The 15,992-nt window shown below is 68.4% G+C and carries 13 protein-coding genes and 2 pseudogenes; 11 read left to right on the forward strand and 4 right to left on the reverse strand.

Translation table 11 applies throughout. The features are described 5' to 3' along the window. Nucleotides 1-430, reverse strand: a pseudogene (locus VB734_RS12895) (hypothetical protein); the annotation flags it as partial. Nucleotides 431-486: 56 nt separating this feature from the next. On the opposite strand from VB734_RS12895, the gene VB734_RS12900 reads away from it, so the two are divergent. The 4 genes from VB734_RS12900 (at nucleotide 487) to VB734_RS12915 (ending at nucleotide 4,384) form a co-directional block, all read left to right on the forward strand. Further along, nucleotides 487-1,509 carry an acyl-CoA desaturase gene (locus tag VB734_RS12900; RefSeq protein WP_323243468.1) on the forward strand — a complete coding sequence of 341 codons (1,023 nt, stop codon included), beginning with the start codon at nucleotides 487-489 and terminating at the stop codon, nucleotides 1,507-1,509. A gap of 42 nt (nucleotides 1,510-1,551) precedes the next feature. Next, entirely contained in the window at nucleotides 1,552-2,013 is a 462-nt protein-coding gene (gene rplI, locus VB734_RS12905; protein ID WP_323243469.1) for a 50S ribosomal protein L9, read from the forward strand. A gap of 118 nt (nucleotides 2,014-2,131) precedes the next feature. Then, nucleotides 2,132-3,541, forward strand: a complete 1,410-nt coding sequence (dnaB, locus tag VB734_RS12910; RefSeq protein WP_323243470.1) for a replicative DNA helicase — start codon at nucleotides 2,132-2,134, stop codon at nucleotides 3,539-3,541. 192 nt (nucleotides 3,542-3,733) lie between these two features. Next, a complete protein-coding gene (locus tag VB734_RS12915) occupies nucleotides 3,734-4,384 on the forward strand; it encodes a sterol desaturase family protein (RefSeq protein ID WP_323243471.1) in 651 nt (216 codons plus the stop codon). Between the two features lie 6 nt (nucleotides 4,385-4,390). Here VB734_RS12915 and VB734_RS12920 read toward each other — a convergent pair whose 3' ends face one another. The 3 genes from VB734_RS12920 to rppA form a co-directional block, all read right to left on the reverse strand. Then, on the reverse strand, nucleotides 4,391-4,957 hold the full coding sequence (locus VB734_RS12920) for an isochorismatase family cysteine hydrolase (RefSeq protein ID WP_323243472.1): 567 nt from the start codon (nucleotides 4,955-4,957) through the stop codon (nucleotides 4,391-4,393). A gap of 64 nt (nucleotides 4,958-5,021) precedes the next feature. Then, entirely contained in the window at nucleotides 5,022-6,404 is a 1,383-nt protein-coding gene (gene rppB, locus VB734_RS12925; protein ID WP_323243473.1) for a two-component system sensor histidine kinase RppB, read from the reverse strand. Nucleotides 6,405-6,415: 11 nt separating this feature from the next. Then, nucleotides 6,416-7,114 (reverse strand): two-component system response regulator RppA, encoded by a 699-nt coding sequence (gene rppA, locus VB734_RS12930; protein WP_323243480.1) that lies wholly within the window; start codon nucleotides 7,112-7,114, stop codon nucleotides 6,416-6,418. Nucleotides 7,115-7,236: 122 nt separating this feature from the next. On the opposite strand from rppA, the gene VB734_RS12935 reads away from it, so the two are divergent. From VB734_RS12935 to VB734_RS12965, 7 genes and pseudogenes are all read left to right on the forward strand, one after another. Then, a complete protein-coding gene (locus VB734_RS12935) occupies nucleotides 7,237-7,812 on the forward strand; it encodes a hypothetical protein (protein WP_323243474.1) in 576 nt (191 codons plus the stop codon). A 42-nt stretch (nucleotides 7,813-7,854) separates the two neighbouring features. Beyond that, on the forward strand, nucleotides 7,855-10,971 hold the full coding sequence (locus tag VB734_RS12940) for an efflux RND transporter permease subunit (protein ID WP_323243475.1): 3,117 nt from the start codon (nucleotides 7,855-7,857) through the stop codon (nucleotides 10,969-10,971). A 4-nt stretch (nucleotides 10,972-10,975) separates the two neighbouring features. Further along, complete coding sequence (locus VB734_RS12945) at nucleotides 10,976-12,094, forward strand: DMT family transporter (protein ID WP_323243476.1); 1,119 nt, start codon at nucleotides 10,976-10,978, stop codon at nucleotides 12,092-12,094. 57 nt (nucleotides 12,095-12,151) lie between these two features. Beyond that, on the forward strand, nucleotides 12,152-12,334 hold the full coding sequence (locus VB734_RS12950; protein WP_323243477.1) for a hypothetical protein: 183 nt from the start codon (nucleotides 12,152-12,154) through the stop codon (nucleotides 12,332-12,334). A gap of 65 nt (nucleotides 12,335-12,399) precedes the next feature. After that, nucleotides 12,400-13,557 carry an HD domain-containing phosphohydrolase gene (locus VB734_RS12955; RefSeq protein WP_323243478.1) on the forward strand — a complete coding sequence of 386 codons (1,158 nt, stop codon included), beginning with the start codon at nucleotides 12,400-12,402 and terminating at the stop codon, nucleotides 13,555-13,557. Between the two features lie 62 nt (nucleotides 13,558-13,619). Further along, nucleotides 13,620-15,575, forward strand: a complete 1,956-nt coding sequence (gene mnmG / locus VB734_RS12960) for a tRNA uridine-5-carboxymethylaminomethyl(34) synthesis enzyme MnmG (RefSeq protein ID WP_323243479.1) — start codon at nucleotides 13,620-13,622, stop codon at nucleotides 15,573-15,575. A gap of 26 nt (nucleotides 15,576-15,601) precedes the next feature. Beyond that, nucleotides 15,602-15,992, forward strand: a pseudogene (locus VB734_RS12965) (hypothetical protein); the annotation flags it as partial.

Genomic DNA, 15,992 nt, shown 5'->3' on the forward strand with positions numbered 1-15,992 from the left:
CCTCGCTGATGCGCAGATCAAAGCTGGCCGGCGGCTGGCGGAAGCCCACGAACACCTCGAGCAGGGCCCCGGGCCCCAGCACCCGCTGCTGCTCGTCGCGCACCGGCAGGGCCGAGCTGCAGAGGGCCTCCATGAGTTCGGGATGGGCCGCCAGCAGGGTGCGGGCCGGCTCCGGCTCCAACCGGCCGCCGGGGGCCTGGGCATCGAGCCACAGGTTGACGCCTCCCAGGGCCAGGAACACCTCCGGGCCGGGGGAGGCCAACTTGCCGTTGCGCAGCATCGAGAGCTGGGAGTTGTGCACCCGGCCCAGGTCGAGGGCCTCGGCCAGCATCGGCAGAACCCGGTGGGACCAGCCGTTGCGCTCGTGCCAGACACGGATCAGGTGGGCGAAGGCGACGCGGCCAGATACGAGTTCGTCTCGATACCCCACTCGATCTGAATTCGTATTGCTACCATTGTAATCACTCAACAGGAGCCCGGTCCTTCATGGCCGTCACCCCCCTCTCCCGCCCCGGCGTCCAGCCAGGCGCCCCCGCCCCATCCGGCGACCGCCGCGATGTCGGCACCAAGGCCCGCCACACGCGCCGCCCCGCCACCATCAACCAGGGGCCCGATTCCCTCGTCAGGGCCCGGGCCCTGCACGAACCGCGCCGTGGCGAACCCCGGGGCGTGTCCCCCAAGGGCACCCGCTGGGGCACGATCGGCTTCATGGTCGTGATCCACATCCTGGCGGTGGTGGCCCTGCTGCCCCGCTTCTGGAGCCTGGAGGCCGTGGCCGCCCTGCTGGTGATGTACTGGGTCACCGCCTGCCTGGGCGTCACGATCGGCTATCACCGCCTGCTCAGCCACCGCTCCTTCCGCGTCCCCCTCTGGCTGGAGCGCTTCTTCGCCACCTGCGGCGCCCTCAGCTGCCAGCACGGCCCGATCGACTGGGTGGGCCTGCACCGCCACCACCACAAGTTCTCCGATACGGAAGCGGATCACCACGACAGCAACAAGGGCTTCTGGTGGTCCCACATGGCCTGGATGTTCGAGGAGATTCCGGCGATGGCCGCCGTGCCCCGGCTCACCGGCGACCTGGCCGCCGACCCCTACTACCGCTGGCTGAACCACAGCTTCCTGCTGCTCCAGGTGCCCCTGGGCCTGCTGCTCTTCTGGATCGGCAGCGTCACCGGTGCCGGCGGCTGGGCCCTGGTGCTGTGGGGCATCCCCCTGCGCCTGGTGATCGTCTACCAGTGCACCTGGCTGGTGAACTCGGCCACCCACATGTGGGGTGAGTCCGTCCACGACAGCGGCGACAAGTCGAAGAACAACCCCTGGGTGGCGGCGCTGACCTTCGGTGAGGGCTGGCACAACAACCACCACGCCTACCCCCATTCGGCCCGCCACGGCTTCGGCCCCCGCCAGTTCGACCTCACCTGGCAGCACATCCGCCTGATGCGCGCCCTGGGCCTGGCCACCCGGGTCCGCCTGCCCCGCGCCGCGGCCCCCACCGGCTCCATGTCGTAGGCTTGCCAATCGGATTTCAGATGGCTCAGCCGGGGCGTTGTCATGGTCAAGAAGCGTGTGCAGGTGGTCCTGAGCGAGGACATCCTTTCCCTGGGCAAGGACGGGGATCTGGTGGATGTCGCGCCCGGCTACGCCCGTAACTACCTCCTGCCCACCGGCAAGGCCCTGGCCGTCACCGCCGCGGTGCTGCGCCAGGTGGAGCACCGCCGAGCCAAGGAGGCGGAGCGCCAGGCGGCCCTGAAGGCCGAGGCGGTTGCCTTCCGCACCGCCCTCGACACCATCGGCCGCTTCACCGTCAAGAAGCAGACCGGCGGCGATGACGTCCTGTTCGGCACCGTCACCAACGGCGATGTGGCCGAGGCGATCGAAGCGGCCACCAAGAAGGAAGTGGATCGCCGCGTCATCACCGTCCCCGAGATCCACCGCACCGGCTCCTACAAGGTGCAGGTCAAGCTGCACCCCGAGGTCGTCGCCGACGTCAACCTGGAAGTGGTCAGCTACTGATCGGCCAGCCACGAACCGATTGTTTCCGCTCCGGGCGCCAGAGTGAACCTCCTCACCGGAGCCCGATCCCGACCGATCCGGCCATCTGTTCCGTGAGTCGCGTTCTGGAGTTCCGTCCATGGTGAGCGTGCCCCTGGCTGGTTCCGACCCACCCCGGCCGGACGGCCCGCGGTCCGCGTCGCGTCGCGACGAGCAGGCTGGCTTCGAAGCCCTGCCCGATTCAGTCCCGCCCCAGAACCTGGAGGCGGAGGAATCGGTGCTCGGCGGCATCCTCCTCGATCCCGACGCCATCGGCCGGGTCGCTGACGTGCTGCGGCCCGAGGCCTTCTATCTCGGCGCCCACCGCGAGATCTACCGCACCGCCCTGATGCTGCACAGCCAGGGCAAACCCACCGACCTCACGGCCATGGCCGCCTGGCTCGCCGACACCGGCCAGCTGGAAAAGGTGGGCGGCAGCTCCCGGCTGGTCGAGCTGGTGGAGCGCACCCTCTCCACCGCCTCCATCGACCAGGTGGCCCGCCTGGTGATGGACAAGCACCTGCGGCGCCAGCTGATCCGCTCCGCCAACGAGGTGATCCGCCTCGGGTTCGACCAGAGCATGCCCATGGAGCAGGTGCTCGATGAGGCCGAGCAGAAGATCTTCGCCATCAGCCAGGAGAAGCCCACCGCCGGCCTCACCCCCACCGCGGAGATTCTCACCAGCACCTTCAACGAGATCGAGAGCCGCTCCCTCGGCACCGCCGTCGCCGGCATCCCGGTCAACTTCTACGACCTGGACGCCATCACCCAGGGCCTGCAGCGCAGCGACCTCATCATCGTCGCCGGACGGCCCGCCATGGGCAAGACCTCGATCGTGCTCAACATCGCCAAGAACGTCGCCCAGCTGCACCAGCTGCCGGTGTGCGTGTTCAGCCTGGAGATGAGCAAGGAACAGCTCACCTACCGCCTGCTGTCGATGGAGGTGGGCATCGAAAGCGGCCGCCTGCGCACCGGCCGCCTGCAGCAGGAGGAATGGCCCCTGCTGGGCCAGGGCATCAACAGCCTCGGCCAGCTGCCCCTGTTCATCGACGACAAGCCCAATTCCGGCGTGCTGGAGATGCGCTCCCTCTGCCGGCGCCTGATGGCCGAAACCGGCAAGGAGCTCGGCCTGATCGTGATCGATTACCTCCAGCTGATGGAGGGCAGCACCCCCGACAACCGCGTTCAGGAGCTCTCCCGCATCACCCGGGGCCTCAAGGGCATGGCCCGCGAACTGCACGTGCCCGTGATCGCCCTCTCCCAGCTCAGCCGCGGTGTCGAATCCCGCACCAACAAGCGTCCCATGCTCAGCGATCTGCGGGAATCGGGCTCGATCGAGCAGGACGCCGATCTGGTGCTGATGATCTACCGCGACGAGTACTACAACCCCGAAACCGCCGACCGCGGCATCACTGAAGTCATCGTCACCAAGCACCGCAATGGCCCCGTCGGCACCGTGAAATTGCTGTTCGAGCCGCAGTTCACCCGCTTCCGCAATCTGGCTGCATAGATCCGCTGCATGGCGGCGCTGCATAGGGATATCCGCCGTATCCCACCAGGGAAAGGCCCCCTAGGGTTGAGTCGGGTGTTCAGGTGGAAAAGGTCTGGCGGAGTTCATCTCATGGAGATATCAGTGCAGCATCATTCCTTTTGGTTCTACGTTTTCGCCTTTTTCGCCATCATCCTGGCGCGTTATCTCGCCATGGCCGGCTTCGTCCACTGGCTTCTCTATCAGCGCCAGGAGGCCAGGGTCTCCGTTTTCAATGACATCCAGCTGTCCGTCATCTCCGCCGCGATCTTCTCCCTGGCCACCGCCCTGGTGATGACCTTGCACGAGCAGGGTCTCACCCGGCTGCATGGCCAGATTCGGCCTGAGAGCTGGTGGACCCTGCCGCTCAGTTACCTGGCTGTACTGGTGCTGCAGGATGCCTATTTCTACGCCACCCACCGGCTGTTCCACCAGCCGAAACTGTTCCCCTGGTTTCACCGGGGCCACCACCGATCACGCCAGCCCACCCCCTGGACCTCCTTCGCCTTCGACCCCCTTGAAGCCGTCGTTCAGGCCCTGTTCCTGATCGCCATCGTGCTGCTGATTCCCCTGCACTTCGCCACCCTGCTGGCGGTGCTCACCACGATGACGGTGTGGGCCGTGGTCAACCATCTGGGCCTGGAGGTGTTGCCGCTCCGCTTCCCCCACCACTGGCTGGGTCGCTGGTTGATCGGCCCCGCCCACCACTCTCTGCACCATCGGCGCCACGGCCTTCATTTCGGGCTCTATTTCACCTTCTGGGATCGGGTGTTCGGCACCGAGGATCCCGCCTACGCCGCCTCACTGCAGCCACCGGCACCCTGAGCGCGGTCAGGCCAGATCGGCGGCCCGCACCACGGCGGCCAGGCGGGAGAGCTGCGCGATGGATTGGTCGTGCTCCTGCGGGCTCGCCGCAGCGCAGGCGTCCTCCACCAGCACCGCCCGGAAGTCCCGGTCGTGGGCCTCCCGGACCGCCGCCTGCAGCGCCCAGGCGGTGCCGACACCCCCCAGCAGCAGCCGCTCGATCCCCGCAGCCCGCAACAGCGTCGCCAGGGCGGTGCCGTGGAAGGGGCTCAGCCGGTGCTTCACCAGCACCGGGTCGCCGGGCTCCACCGCAAGATCGGCGTGGAAGTCCGTGCCCCACTGGCCCAGCCGCAGGGCCCCCAGCTCCCGGGCCCGGCCCAGGAACGGGGCGTGGGTGGGCAGCTCCGGATAGCCGGCTCGGAAGGCCACCTTCACCAGGAGCGTGGGCCAGCCCCGGGCACGGGCCCGCTCCAGCGCCTGGTTGGCCGCCGCCAGCACCCCGCGCCGCTGCACCTCGGCGGCGTAGGTGGGCATCGCCCCTTCGGGGTGGATCAGGTCGTTGATCAGATCGATCAGCACCAGGGCGGTGCGCATGGGGGGTGCCTCCGCCGCAGGACCCCATCATCGGCCGGTCATGCCATTGCTGTCCCATCCGCGATCAGCTGCAACCCGCCAGCGGCAGCCTCACGGAGAAGACGCTCCCGGCTCCAGGCCTGGACACCACCGAAATGTGCCCCCGGTGGCGACGCACGATCGCCGCCGCGATCGACAGGCCGAGGCCGGTGCCGCCCTCGCGACGGGAGCGGCCCGGGTCACTGCGGAAGAAGCGATCGAAGACGCGCTGCTGATCCGCCGCAGCGATGCCGATACCGCTGTCCTGCACCTCCAGCACCGCCAGACCCCGCTCGTCCCCCAGGCGCAGCACCACCTCGCCGCCCTCCGGTGAGTACTGAATCGCGTTCAGCAACAGGTTGGAGACGAGCCGATAGAGCTCCGATTCCGTGCCCTGCACATGGATGTCCTGCTCACCCCCCACCAGTTGCAGACGTACCCCTGCCGCCGCCGCCGTCTCGCCGGTTTCCTCGATCAGGTCCCTCACGATCTGCACCAAAGAACAGGGCTGCGTTGGTGCTGCAGCCTCAGGACCATCCAACCGGGCGAGCAGCAGCAGATCGGTAATCAGCCGGTTCAGCCGTTGCCCCTGCCGGTGGACCACCGCCAGCGTGTCTCTGGTGGCGGGCTGGTCGGCCGGGGCCTGGGTGCGGTGGGCCTCCACCACGGCCAGCAGGTTGGCCACCGGTGCCCGCAGTTCATGGGCCGCATCGGCGGTGAACCGCTCCTGCTGCCGGTAGGCCGCCAGCAGCGGCCGCATCGCCAGACCCGACAACCACCAACTGGCCAGGCCCGCCACCAGCAGGGCCAGCCCCACGATCGTCTGGGTGGCCCACCAGAGCCGTTCTCTCTCCGCCTCCAACCCGTGCAGGCTGCGGCCGATCTGCAGATAGCCCCAATCCAGCTCCGTCGGCTCCGCGCCCCGATGCACGGGCGTGTGGGACCGGTGCAGATGGATCGCGTACTGCAGGAAGCGCTCTCCGCCATGCCCAGTCACCACCGTCCAGGCTGAGCCGGATCGGTCGATGGTCGCCGTGGGAGATGCGCCCGGAGATCCGGGGGAGTGGGCGATCAGCGCGCCGCGCCGATCCAGCAGACGCACGTAGAAGCGCTCTGGATCCGTGATGCTGACGGCATGGCGCGGCAGCAGGGAGGGTGGCGACGCACAGGGCTGCCCCACCAGGCAGAGTCCGGGGAGCACCCTGGCCAGCTGGGGAGAGGGCCTGGCGTCTGGCGGCAGCAGGGGTTTGAGGCTGTCATGCAGGGTGCCCGCCAGGGTTTCCACCTCGCTCTCGAGGGCCGTCCAGTTGGCGCGCATCAACAGGCCGAACAGCCCGTACCCGGCGCCGTAGAGAATCACGCCGATCACCGCCAGATAGGCCGCCGCCAGCCGCAGGCGGCTGCTGGGGATGGGACCAGGCCAGGCCATGGCAGGCGTGCCTACGGTTCCGGTTCCGGATCGAAGCGGTACCCCTTGGAGGGCACGGTCTCGATGGGAGAAGGAAGCCCATGGCTGGCAAGCCGGCGCCGCAGCAGCCGCACCTGGGCCGCCACCACATTGCTGATCGGATCCTCCTCCAGCGACCAGAGCCGAGACCGCAGCCGTGATCCCGGGATGATCTGGCGCGGATGCTCCATGAAGTAGGCCATCAGCTGCAGTTCCTTGGCCGACATCACAATCCTCGTGCGTCCCCCCTCCTGTTCGATGGTGAGGCAACCCTCGGCCGGATCGAGGACATAGCTGCCGGCGCGGAGCAGAGGATCGCGGTAACTGGGCTGGCGCCGCTGCAGCGCCCGGATCCTGGCCAGCAGCTCCTCCATCGCGAAGGGCTTGCTCAGGTAGTCGTCGGCACCGGCATCGAGGCCCTGCACCCGGTGACTGGTGTCGGCCAGGGCCGTGAGCATCAGCACGGGCACGGTAAGACCGGCCCCGCGTACCCGCCTGCAGAGCTCCGGGCCTGAAAGACCCGGGAGCATCCAGTCGAGGATGAGCAGGTCGTAACTGGCCAGGTCGCTGCCCAGCAGGCTCCAGGCGCCGAGCCCCTCGGCGACGTGATCGACGACATGGTGATGGGCGCGCAGCACCACCTCGATGGCGCCGGCCAGTTCGGGCTCGTCCTCCACCAGCAGGATGCGCAGCGGCAAGGACCTGAAGGCGGGGATGGGGCCGATCCTAGGCAGCGCAGGAGGTTTCACCTGTTTTTCATCCCTCCTGCGGCATCCTCGGCGGGTCCTTGTCCTGCCCCTGCGGCAGCAGCAGCATGCGTGCCCTTCTTCTGGCCACCAGCCTGAGCCTCGGATCCCTGGCCCTCGGCGGACCCGATCCGGCCGTGGCGCATGTGGGCCATGGCGATGAGTTTCAGCAGCAGGGGAATGTGCGCCAGGTGAAGGCCAGCGCCGAGATCGACGCCCTGCTGGGCATCACCACCGCTCCTGCCACCGAAGCCGGCGGTGTGGTCTCCATTCCCGTCGCCGCGGTGGTGGACGCAGAGGGCAAGCCCCTGGTCTTCGTCAAGAGCGGCACCACCTACGACCCGGTCTTCATCCAGACCGGCGCCACCGAGGGCGATCAGATCGACGTCACCGACGGTGTGACGGCCGGGGAGAACGTGGTGACCCAGGGGGCCCTCTCGCTCTACGCCGAGTCGAAGAAGAGTCAAAGTGCCGCCGCAGCCGCTGGGGAACCCACCGCCGCCCCCACGGAGGCTCCGGCGCCCCCGGTCGCGGCCACGCCCACGGCCGCCGCAGGTCCCAACCCCCTGCTGATCGGTGCCGCTGCCGTGGTGGTCGTGGTGGGCGGTGGGGTCGTGGTCTCCCGGCTGGGCAGGAAGCACTGACTTCCGGACCCTTCGTTCGCTCGCGCCCCCCGACCCATTCCGATGCTTGAACGCCTGCTCAACCAGACGCTGCGCACCTCGATCGCCAGGCGCTGGCTGGTTGTTGTCGCCGCCGTGCTGATCACCCTCTGGGGCCTGTCGATCCTCAGCCGGATGCCGTTGGATGTCTTTCCCCCGTTCGCCCCACCCCAGGTGGATGTGCAGACCAGCGCCGATGGCCTGGCACCGGAGGAGGTGGAACGGCGCATCACCGTGCCGATCGAATCGGCCGTCCATGGGCTGCCGGGGGTGGAAACGGTGCGCTCCTCCTCGAAGGTGGGGCTCTCGATGGTGCAGGTGGTCTTCGATCAGAACGCCGACATCAACCTGGCCCGCCAGTCGGTGGCGGAACGCCTGCAGCAGATCGCGGCGGAACTGCCCGCCAACGCCAGCGCCCCGGCCATCTCGCCGCTGGTGTCGCCGCTGGGAACGATCCTGCAGTACGCCTTCACGTTGAAGGGCGGCGGCCCCACCACGCCGATGGAGCTGCGCCGGATCGTCGCCACCACCTTCAACAACCAGATCCTGGAAGTGCCCGGCGTCGCCCAGGTGACCCTCTACGGCGGTGAGCAGGCCCAGCAGCAGATCCAGATCGATCCGCAACAGCTTCAGGCCCGGAACGTGTCGTTGCAGGCCGTGGCCGAGGCGGCCGCTGCCGCCAGCGCCAACGCCCCGGGCGGCTTTCTGATCGCGGGCGGGCAGGAGAAGCTGATCCGCGCCGATGGCCAGGCGAGCAGCCCTGCGGATCTCGCCGATGCCGTCGTGACCGATCAGAAGGGGCAACCGCTTCGACTTGGTGAGGTCGCCACGGTGCAACTGGGCAGCGCCGTCAAGCGCGGCGACGGCAGCTTCAACGGCAAGCCGGCGGTGGTGCTGATGATCAACAAGCAGCCCGACATCGACACCCCCAGCGTCACCCGCGAGGTGGAGGAGCGGATCGCCGCCCTCAGCAGGACCCTGCCGGCTGACATTCAGGTGACGCGCACCTTCCGGCAGGCCAGCTTCATCGACACGGCGATCCGGAACGTCAGCAGTTCCCTGATCGAAGGCATCGCCATCGTCTCGGTGGTGATGGTGCTGTTCCTGATGAACTGGCGCACCGCCGTCATCACCCTCAGCGCCATCCCTCTTTCACTGCTGATCGGGCTGATGCTGATGCGGGCCTTCGGGCTGGAGATCAACACCATGACCCTCGGTGGGCTGGTGGTGGCGATCGGCTCGGTGGTCGACGATTCCATCGTGGATATGGAGAACTGCTACAGCGGCCTGCGCCGCAACCAGGTGGCCGCCCAGCCGAAGAATCCCCTGCAGGTGGTGTACGAAACCTCGGTGGAAGTGCGCCAGCCGGTGATCCTCTCCACCGTCATCATCGTGGTGGTGTTCGCGCCGATCTTCAGCCTCACGGGCGTGGAAGGGCGGATCTTCGCGCCGATGGGGCTGGCTTACCTGCTGTCGATCGCCGCCTCCACCCTGGTGGCGCTCACCCTCTCGCCAGCGCTCTGCGGAATTCTGCTGGCGAACACGCAACTGCCCGTCGAGAACACCTGGATCGCCACCTGGGTCGAGCGGGCCTACCGGCCCCTGCTGGAGATGGTGCTGATCTCCCCCAGGCGGGTGCTGGCGACTGCCCTGGCCGTGGTGGTGATGGCCTGCGCCATTCTGCCCAGCCTCGGGCGGGTGTTCCTGCCGGAGTTCCGCGAGAAGTCGCTGGTGAATTCGATGGTGCTCTACCCCGGGGTGTCGCTGGAGATGACCAGCCGCGCCGGCCTGGCCCTCTCCACCACCCTCAAAAGCAACCCCCTGTTCGCCTGGGTGCAGGTGCGGGCCGGTCGGGCCCCGGGAGATGCCGATGGTGCCGGCGTCAACCTGGCCCATGTGGATGTGGAGCTGAGCGATGCGGCGATGCAGGATCGTCCTGCCGCCATCGCCGAACTGCGCCGGGCGTTTCTCCGCCTTCCGGGTGTGGCCCCCAACATCGGCGGCTTCATCTCCCACCGCATGGATGAGGTGCTCTCGGGGGTGCGCAGCGCGATCGCGATCAAGATCTACGGGCCCGATCTGGCGGAACTGCGCAGAATCGGCGAGCAGGTGCGTGACGCCATCGAACCGATCCAGGGGGTGGTGGATCTGCAGCTCGAACCCCAACTGCCCATCCAGCAGGTGCAGATCGCCTTCGATCGTCAGGCCGCCGCCGCCAACGGCCTCACGATGCAGCAGCTGGCCGAGGCGGTGGAGATCGCCCTCAACGGCAGGACCGTGGGCCAGATGGTGAACGGCACCAATCGCACCGATGTGGTGGTGATGGTGCCCGAGGCCTCCCGCAACAGCCTCGATGCCCTGCGGGCCCTGCCGATCGCCACCCCCGCCGGCACGATGCTCCCGCTGGGATCCCTGGCCCGGATCGGCAACAGCCTGGGCGCCAATGTGGTCAACCGGGAGGATGTCTCCCGCCTGATCGTGGTGTCCGCCAATGTCAGCGGCCGGCCGCTGGGCACGGTCGTCGGCGACATCCGGGCCACCATCGAGCGCACGATCCAACTGCGAAGCGGCTACCTGATCCGCTACGGCGGCCAGTTCGAGTCGGAGGAGCGGGCCACCGCCAACCTCGTGCTCTACAGCCTGCTGGCCGCGGTGGTGATCGCCGTGCTGATGTTCGTGTCGGTGCAGTCCCTGCCGGCCACGGTCGCCATCCTGATCAATCTGCCCCTGGCCCTGGTCGGTGGCCTGGTGGCCATCCTGCTCACCGGCGGTGTGCTTTCGGTGGCCTCCCTGATCGGGTTCATCACCCTGTTCGGGGTGGCAGTGCGCAATGGCCTGCTGCTGGTGGACAACTACAACCGCCGCCACGCCGAAGGGCTGGAGCTCAGAGAGGTGATCCGCGCCGGCAGCCTCCAGCGCCTCAACGCGATCCTGATGACCGCCCTCACCTCGGCTCTGGGCATGCTGCCGCTGGCCCTGGCCTTCGGGGCGGGCAACGAGATCCTGCAGCCCCTGGCGATTGTGGTGCTCGGTGGGCTGATCACCTCCACGATCCTCACCCTGCTGGTGCTGCCGGCCCTCTACGCCCGTTTCGGCGGCTGGTTACTGCCGCGCCGCCAGCCTGTGGTGCGCGAGGGTTGAGGCCATGGGGAGCGCCCCTTCCAACCGGATCAGCGCCGGGTCTCAGCGGCAGGGGCTGGTCGCCGGCCTGCTGGCCGCGGGGTTCTTCGGCCTCAGCGCTCCATTAGTCAGCGTCATCAGCGCTGCGGGCTCGCCGCTGATGCTCGCCGCTCTCCTCTACGCCGGTGCCGCCATCGCCCTGCTGGTGGCACGGGGGATCGTTGGCCAGCGGCAGGAGGAGTCACCCGTTCAGCGCCGTGACCTGCCCCCGCTGCTGGGGCTCACCGTGCTGGGCGGGATGGTGGGGCCGATCTGCCTGGTGCAGGGGCTCACCCTGCTGTCGGCGGGCTCCGCCTCCCTGCTGCTGAACCTGGAAACGGTGTTCACGCTGCTGATCGCCGTGCTGGTCGGCCGTGAGCACCTCAGCCGCCGGGGGTTGATCGCGGCCGTTCTGATCCTCTCCGGTGCCGTGCTGCTCACGGAGGGCTCCCTCCATGGGGCCACGCTGCGGGGCTCCCTGCTGATCGCCGGCGCCTGCCTGGCCTGGGGAATCGACAACAACCTGAGCCAGCGCCTGAGCCTGCGGGACCCCCTGCAGATCGCCCTGCTCAAGGCCATCGGGGCCTCCGGCCCCATGCTGCTGCTGGCCCTGGCGGCCGGCCAGAGGCTGCCGGCCTGGCCGGCGCTTCTCGGGCTGCTGTTGATCGGCGCGCTCGGCTACGGGGTCTCGATCTGGCTGGACCTGCTGGCGCTCCGTCACCTGGGGGCGGCCCGCGAAGCCCTGGTGTTCTCCACGGCTCCCTTCGTGGGCCTGTTGTTCTCCCTGCTGGTGCTGGGCGAAGCCTTCACCAGTGCCATGGCGATGGCCGCCGCCGCCATGGCGCTCGGCGTCGGCCTGCTGCTCAGGGAAGACCATGGCCACTGGCATCGGCACGAGGTGCTCCGCCATGCCCACCGCCACCGCCACGACCCAGCCAACGCTGACCCCCACCACAGCCACGGCCACAGCGGAGTGGGGCAGGCCGTCGGCGATGCTCAGCAGCCCTACTGGCATGCCCATGAGCATGACCATGACCCGATCGAGCACGAGCACCCGCACGTCAGCGATGGGCATCACCGGCATGGCCACGGCGATCGCCCCTGAGGGTCGGCGCGGCCTCCGGCAGCCCCACCGGCCCCTGCCACGCCATACATTCAAAGGATGGCCCTGAGCGCAGACCCCACCGAGCACTTCGACCTGATCGTGGTCGGCTGCGGCCCTCACCGCCGCCACGGCAAGCACTTCGGGCTTTACTTCACCTTTTGGGGCCGGATGTTCGGCACCGAAGATCCCGCCGATGCCGTCTCGCAGCAGCCCGCCGCCATGGTCCCGCCGGAAGCCTGAGCCCAACGGCGGCCCGGGGGCCTCCTGAGGCGCGAGGATGGGTTCAGAATCCTGGTGTCCAGGTGATGACCTCGCGACCCACCCCAACGGACAACGACACGACCTCGGAGGCAGCCGCCGGGGCCGAAGCTCCCTGCGTGGGACAGGCCCTCAATCATCGGCTGCGCCAGCTGCACCAGCAACTGATGGAAATGACGCCCGATGTGGATCGGGTGGCCGTCGCGCTTTACGACCCTCAAGTCGATTTACTGAAGACGTTTGTCAATAGCACACGCACGGGAGAGGCGATCAGCGGCTATGAGTTCCACCTCTCCAAAAGCCAGTCCCTCAGCCACCTGGCCACAAGCCGGTCCGTCCGCGTGCTGGACAACATCCCGGCGGCGGTGCGCGGCAACACCAAGCACTCGGCCTGGCTACTGAAGGAGGGCTACCGCTCTTCGCTGACTGTTCCGTTGCTCGACAAGGGTTCGTTCATCGGCTTTCTCTTCTTCGATTCACTGAAGCCCGCGGTTTTCACCGATTCCGTGCAGCGGAAACTCTCTCTAATCGCTTCACTGATCAACATGTTGATCTGCAGCGAGCTCAATCTGGTGCACTCCATCACGGCTTCGGCCCAGGTGGCCCGGGAGTTCGCCAACCTGCGGGACTTTGAAACCGGCGCCCACCTGGAGCGCATGGCCCACTACGCACGGCTGATCGCCCGAGAACTCCAGCAGAGCCACGGACTCAGCGATGAATACATCGAACATCTGTATCTGTTTGCGCCCCTGCATGACATTGGCAAGATTGGCATTCCCGATCGCATCCTGCTCAAGCCCGGCCCCCTCGACCCTGAGGAACGCAAGTTAATGGAAACCCATGTGCAAAAGGGCATGGAGATCCTGGATAGAATGGTGGGTGAATTTGGCCTTGAGGATCTCCCCGACTCAGCCGTGATGAAGAACGTGGTGGCAGGCCATCACGAAAAACTCGATGGTTCCGGCTATCCCATGGGCCTCGTGGGTGAGGCCATCCCCCTGGAGGCCCGGATCATCGCGGTGGCCGATGTGCTCGATGCCCTCACCAGCCACCGGCACTACAAGCAGGCCTGGAGCATGGACGCGGCCATCGCCGAACTCGATCAGATGGTGACGGCAGGTCAGTTCGATGCCGACTGTGTGGCGGCCGTGAAGCGGCGGCGCGACGCCGTGGAAGTGATCCGGGAACGTTTCCAGGATGGCTGAACCCGAACCCCTCGGCCCGGGACGCCGCGGCACCCACCCCCGCAACGCCATACATTCAAAGGATGGCCCTGAGCGCAGCCCCCACCGAACGCTTCGACCTGATCGTGGTCGGCGGCGGCCATGCCGGCTGCGAGGCGGCCCTCACCGCCGCCCGGCTGGGGGTGTCCACCGCCCTGTTCACCCTCAACCTCGACCGCATCGCCTGGCAGCCCTGCAACCCGGCCGTGGGCGGTCCGGCCAAGAGCCAGCTGGTCCATGAGGTGGATGCCCTCGGCGGGGTGATCGGCCGGCTGGCCGATGCCACCGCCCTGCAGAAACGGCTGCTCAACGCCAGCCGCGGCCCGGCCGTGTGGGCGCTGCGGGCCCAGACCGACAAACGCCACTACGCCCGCCAGATGCTGCAGCTGCTGCAGCACACCCCCAACCTGGCCCTGCGCGAAGCGATGGTCACGGGACTGGAGCTGGAGGGGGATCCCCACGACCCGTCCGGCCCGCCGGCCCGGGTGATCGGCGTGCGCACCTACTTCGGCAGTGTCTACGGCGCCGGCGCCGTGATCCTCACCACCGGCACCTTCCTGGGGGGCCGTATCTGGGTGGGCAACCGCTCCATGGCGGCGGGCCGGGCCGGCGAGCAGCCCGCCGAAGGGCTCACCGAAGCGCTTCAGGCCCTGGGGTTGCGCACCGACCGGCTCAAGACCGGCACCCCCGCCAGGGTCGACCGGCGCAGCGTGCGCCTCGACCAGCTGGAGGAGCAGCCCAGCGACGCCGCCGACCGCTTCTTCAGCTTCGATCCCACCGCCCGGGTGAGCGGCGAGCAGATGGCCTGCCACATCACCCGCACCACGGCGGCCACCCACCAGCTGATCCGCGACAACCTCCACCTCACGCCGATCTACGGCGGCTTCATCGACAGCAAGGGGCCCCGCTACTGCCCCTCGATCGAGGACAAGATCGTCCGCTTCGCCGATAAAGACAGCCACCAGATCTTCCTGGAGCCCGAAGGACGCGACACCCCCGAGCTCTACGTCCAGGGCTTCTCCACCGGCCTGCCCGAATCCCTGCAGCTGGCCCTGCTGCGGACGCTTCCCGGTCTGGAGGCCTGCGTGATGCTGCGGCCCGCCTACGCCGTCGACTACGACATCCTGCCGGCCACCCAGCTGGAGCCCTCCCTGGAAACCAAACGGGTGCGGGGCCTGTTCTCGGCGGGCCAGCTCAACGGCACCACCGGCTACGAGGAGGCCGCCGCCCAGGGGCTGGTGGCCGGGCTGAACGCCGCCCGTCTGCTGGGCGGCCAGGACCCGATGCACTTCCCCCGGGAGGGGAGCTACATCGGCACCCTGGTGGACGACCTGGTCACCCAGGACCTCAAGGAGCCCTACCGGGTACTGACCAGCCGCAGCGAGTACCGCCTGGTGCTCCGCGGCGACAACGCCGACCGGCGGCTCACGCCCCTCGGCCGCCGGCTGGGCCTGATCGACGAACGGCGCTGGCGCCTGTTCGAGCAGAAGCAGGCCGCCATCGACGCCGAGAAACACAGGCTGGAAACGGTGCGGCTCAAGGCCGCCGATCCCGCCGCCACCGCCGTGGCCGCCGCCACCGGCGCCGGCATCAACGGCTCGATCACCCTGGCCGATCTGCTGCGCCGGCCCGGCCTGCACGGCGAGGATCTGGTGCAGCTGGGGCTCATGGGTCCGGATCTGCCGGTCGACGTGCGCGACGGCGCAGAGATCGACATCAAGTACAGCGGCTATCTGGCCCGCCAGGAACAGCAGATCCAGCGGGTGCGGCGCCAGCTCGAGCGGGCCATCCCCGCCGACGTCGACTACGCCGCCATCGGCACCCTCTCGGCGGAGGCCCGCGAAAAGCTGGCCGCGATCCAGCCCCGCAGCCTGGGCCAGGCCTCCCGGATTCCCGGCGTCAGCCCCGCCGACGTCAACGCCCTGCTGCTCTGGCTGGAACTGCAGCGACGCCGGGCAGACTCGGGCCCTCGTCAGACCGTGGAAGCATCGTTACAGTGACGCACGCCTGACGCCGAGGTCTGCAGATGAGCCCCTCCCCTCGGCGTCCCCTCCGCGGCATTCCTACCTCGCGTGCCTACTGGGAGCTGAAGGCCGAGCAGATGATGAACCGGGTCTTCGACCCGGAGGCCACGATCGATCTCGACGTAGCCTCCCAGGCCGAGGTTCCCCCGCCCCTGCCCCTGGCCCCTGCGGTGCGGCGGCTGCGGGGCCGGCCTTCCCCACCGGCCACCACCCCCTCCCGGACCGACCGCAACACCCTGCTGCTGACGGCCATGGGTGGGGTCTGCATGGTCAGCGTCGCCAGTTCGGTGCTGTACCTCACCCACTCCAGCCGCATGCAGCAGGCCCTCAGCCAGGAACGCAGCCTGCTGCTGGTGGAGCGGCTGCGCAGCCTCGGCCCGGCCAACCCGGCCC

Source organism: Synechococcus sp. BA-124 BA4 (assembly GCF_034931165.1).

What these genes read in the sequence shown, in the direction of transcription:
- VB734_RS12900 (WP_323243468.1), top strand. Translation starts at nt 487, where the DNA reads ATGGCCGTCACCCCCCTCTCCCGCCCCGGCGTCCAGCCAGGCGCCCCC.
- rplI (WP_323243469.1), top strand. Translation starts at nt 1,552, where the DNA reads ATGGTCAAGAAGCGTGTGCAGGTGGTCCTGAGCGAGGACATCCTTTCC.
- dnaB (WP_323243470.1), top strand. Translation starts at nt 2,132, where the DNA reads ATGGTGAGCGTGCCCCTGGCTGGTTCCGACCCACCCCGGCCGGACGGC.
- VB734_RS12915 (WP_323243471.1), top strand. Translation starts at nt 3,734, where the DNA reads ATGGCCGGCTTCGTCCACTGGCTTCTCTATCAGCGCCAGGAGGCCAGG.
- VB734_RS12920 (WP_323243472.1), bottom strand. Translation starts at nt 4,957, where the DNA reads ATGCGCACCGCCCTGGTGCTGATCGATCTGATCAACGACCTGATCCAC.
- rppB (WP_323243473.1), bottom strand. Translation starts at nt 6,404, where the DNA reads ATGGCCTGGCCTGGTCCCATCCCCAGCAGCCGCCTGCGGCTGGCGGCG.
- VB734_RS12935 (WP_323243474.1), top strand. Translation starts at nt 7,237, where the DNA reads ATGCGTGCCCTTCTTCTGGCCACCAGCCTGAGCCTCGGATCCCTGGCC.
- VB734_RS12940 (WP_323243475.1), top strand. Translation starts at nt 7,855, where the DNA reads ATGCTTGAACGCCTGCTCAACCAGACGCTGCGCACCTCGATCGCCAGG.
- VB734_RS12945 (WP_323243476.1), top strand. Translation starts at nt 10,976, where the DNA reads ATGGGGAGCGCCCCTTCCAACCGGATCAGCGCCGGGTCTCAGCGGCAG.
- VB734_RS12950 (WP_323243477.1), top strand. Translation starts at nt 12,152, where the DNA reads ATGGCCCTGAGCGCAGACCCCACCGAGCACTTCGACCTGATCGTGGTC.
- VB734_RS12955 (WP_323243478.1), top strand. Translation starts at nt 12,400, where the DNA reads ATGACCTCGCGACCCACCCCAACGGACAACGACACGACCTCGGAGGCA.
- mnmG (WP_323243479.1), top strand. Translation starts at nt 13,620, where the DNA reads ATGGCCCTGAGCGCAGCCCCCACCGAACGCTTCGACCTGATCGTGGTC.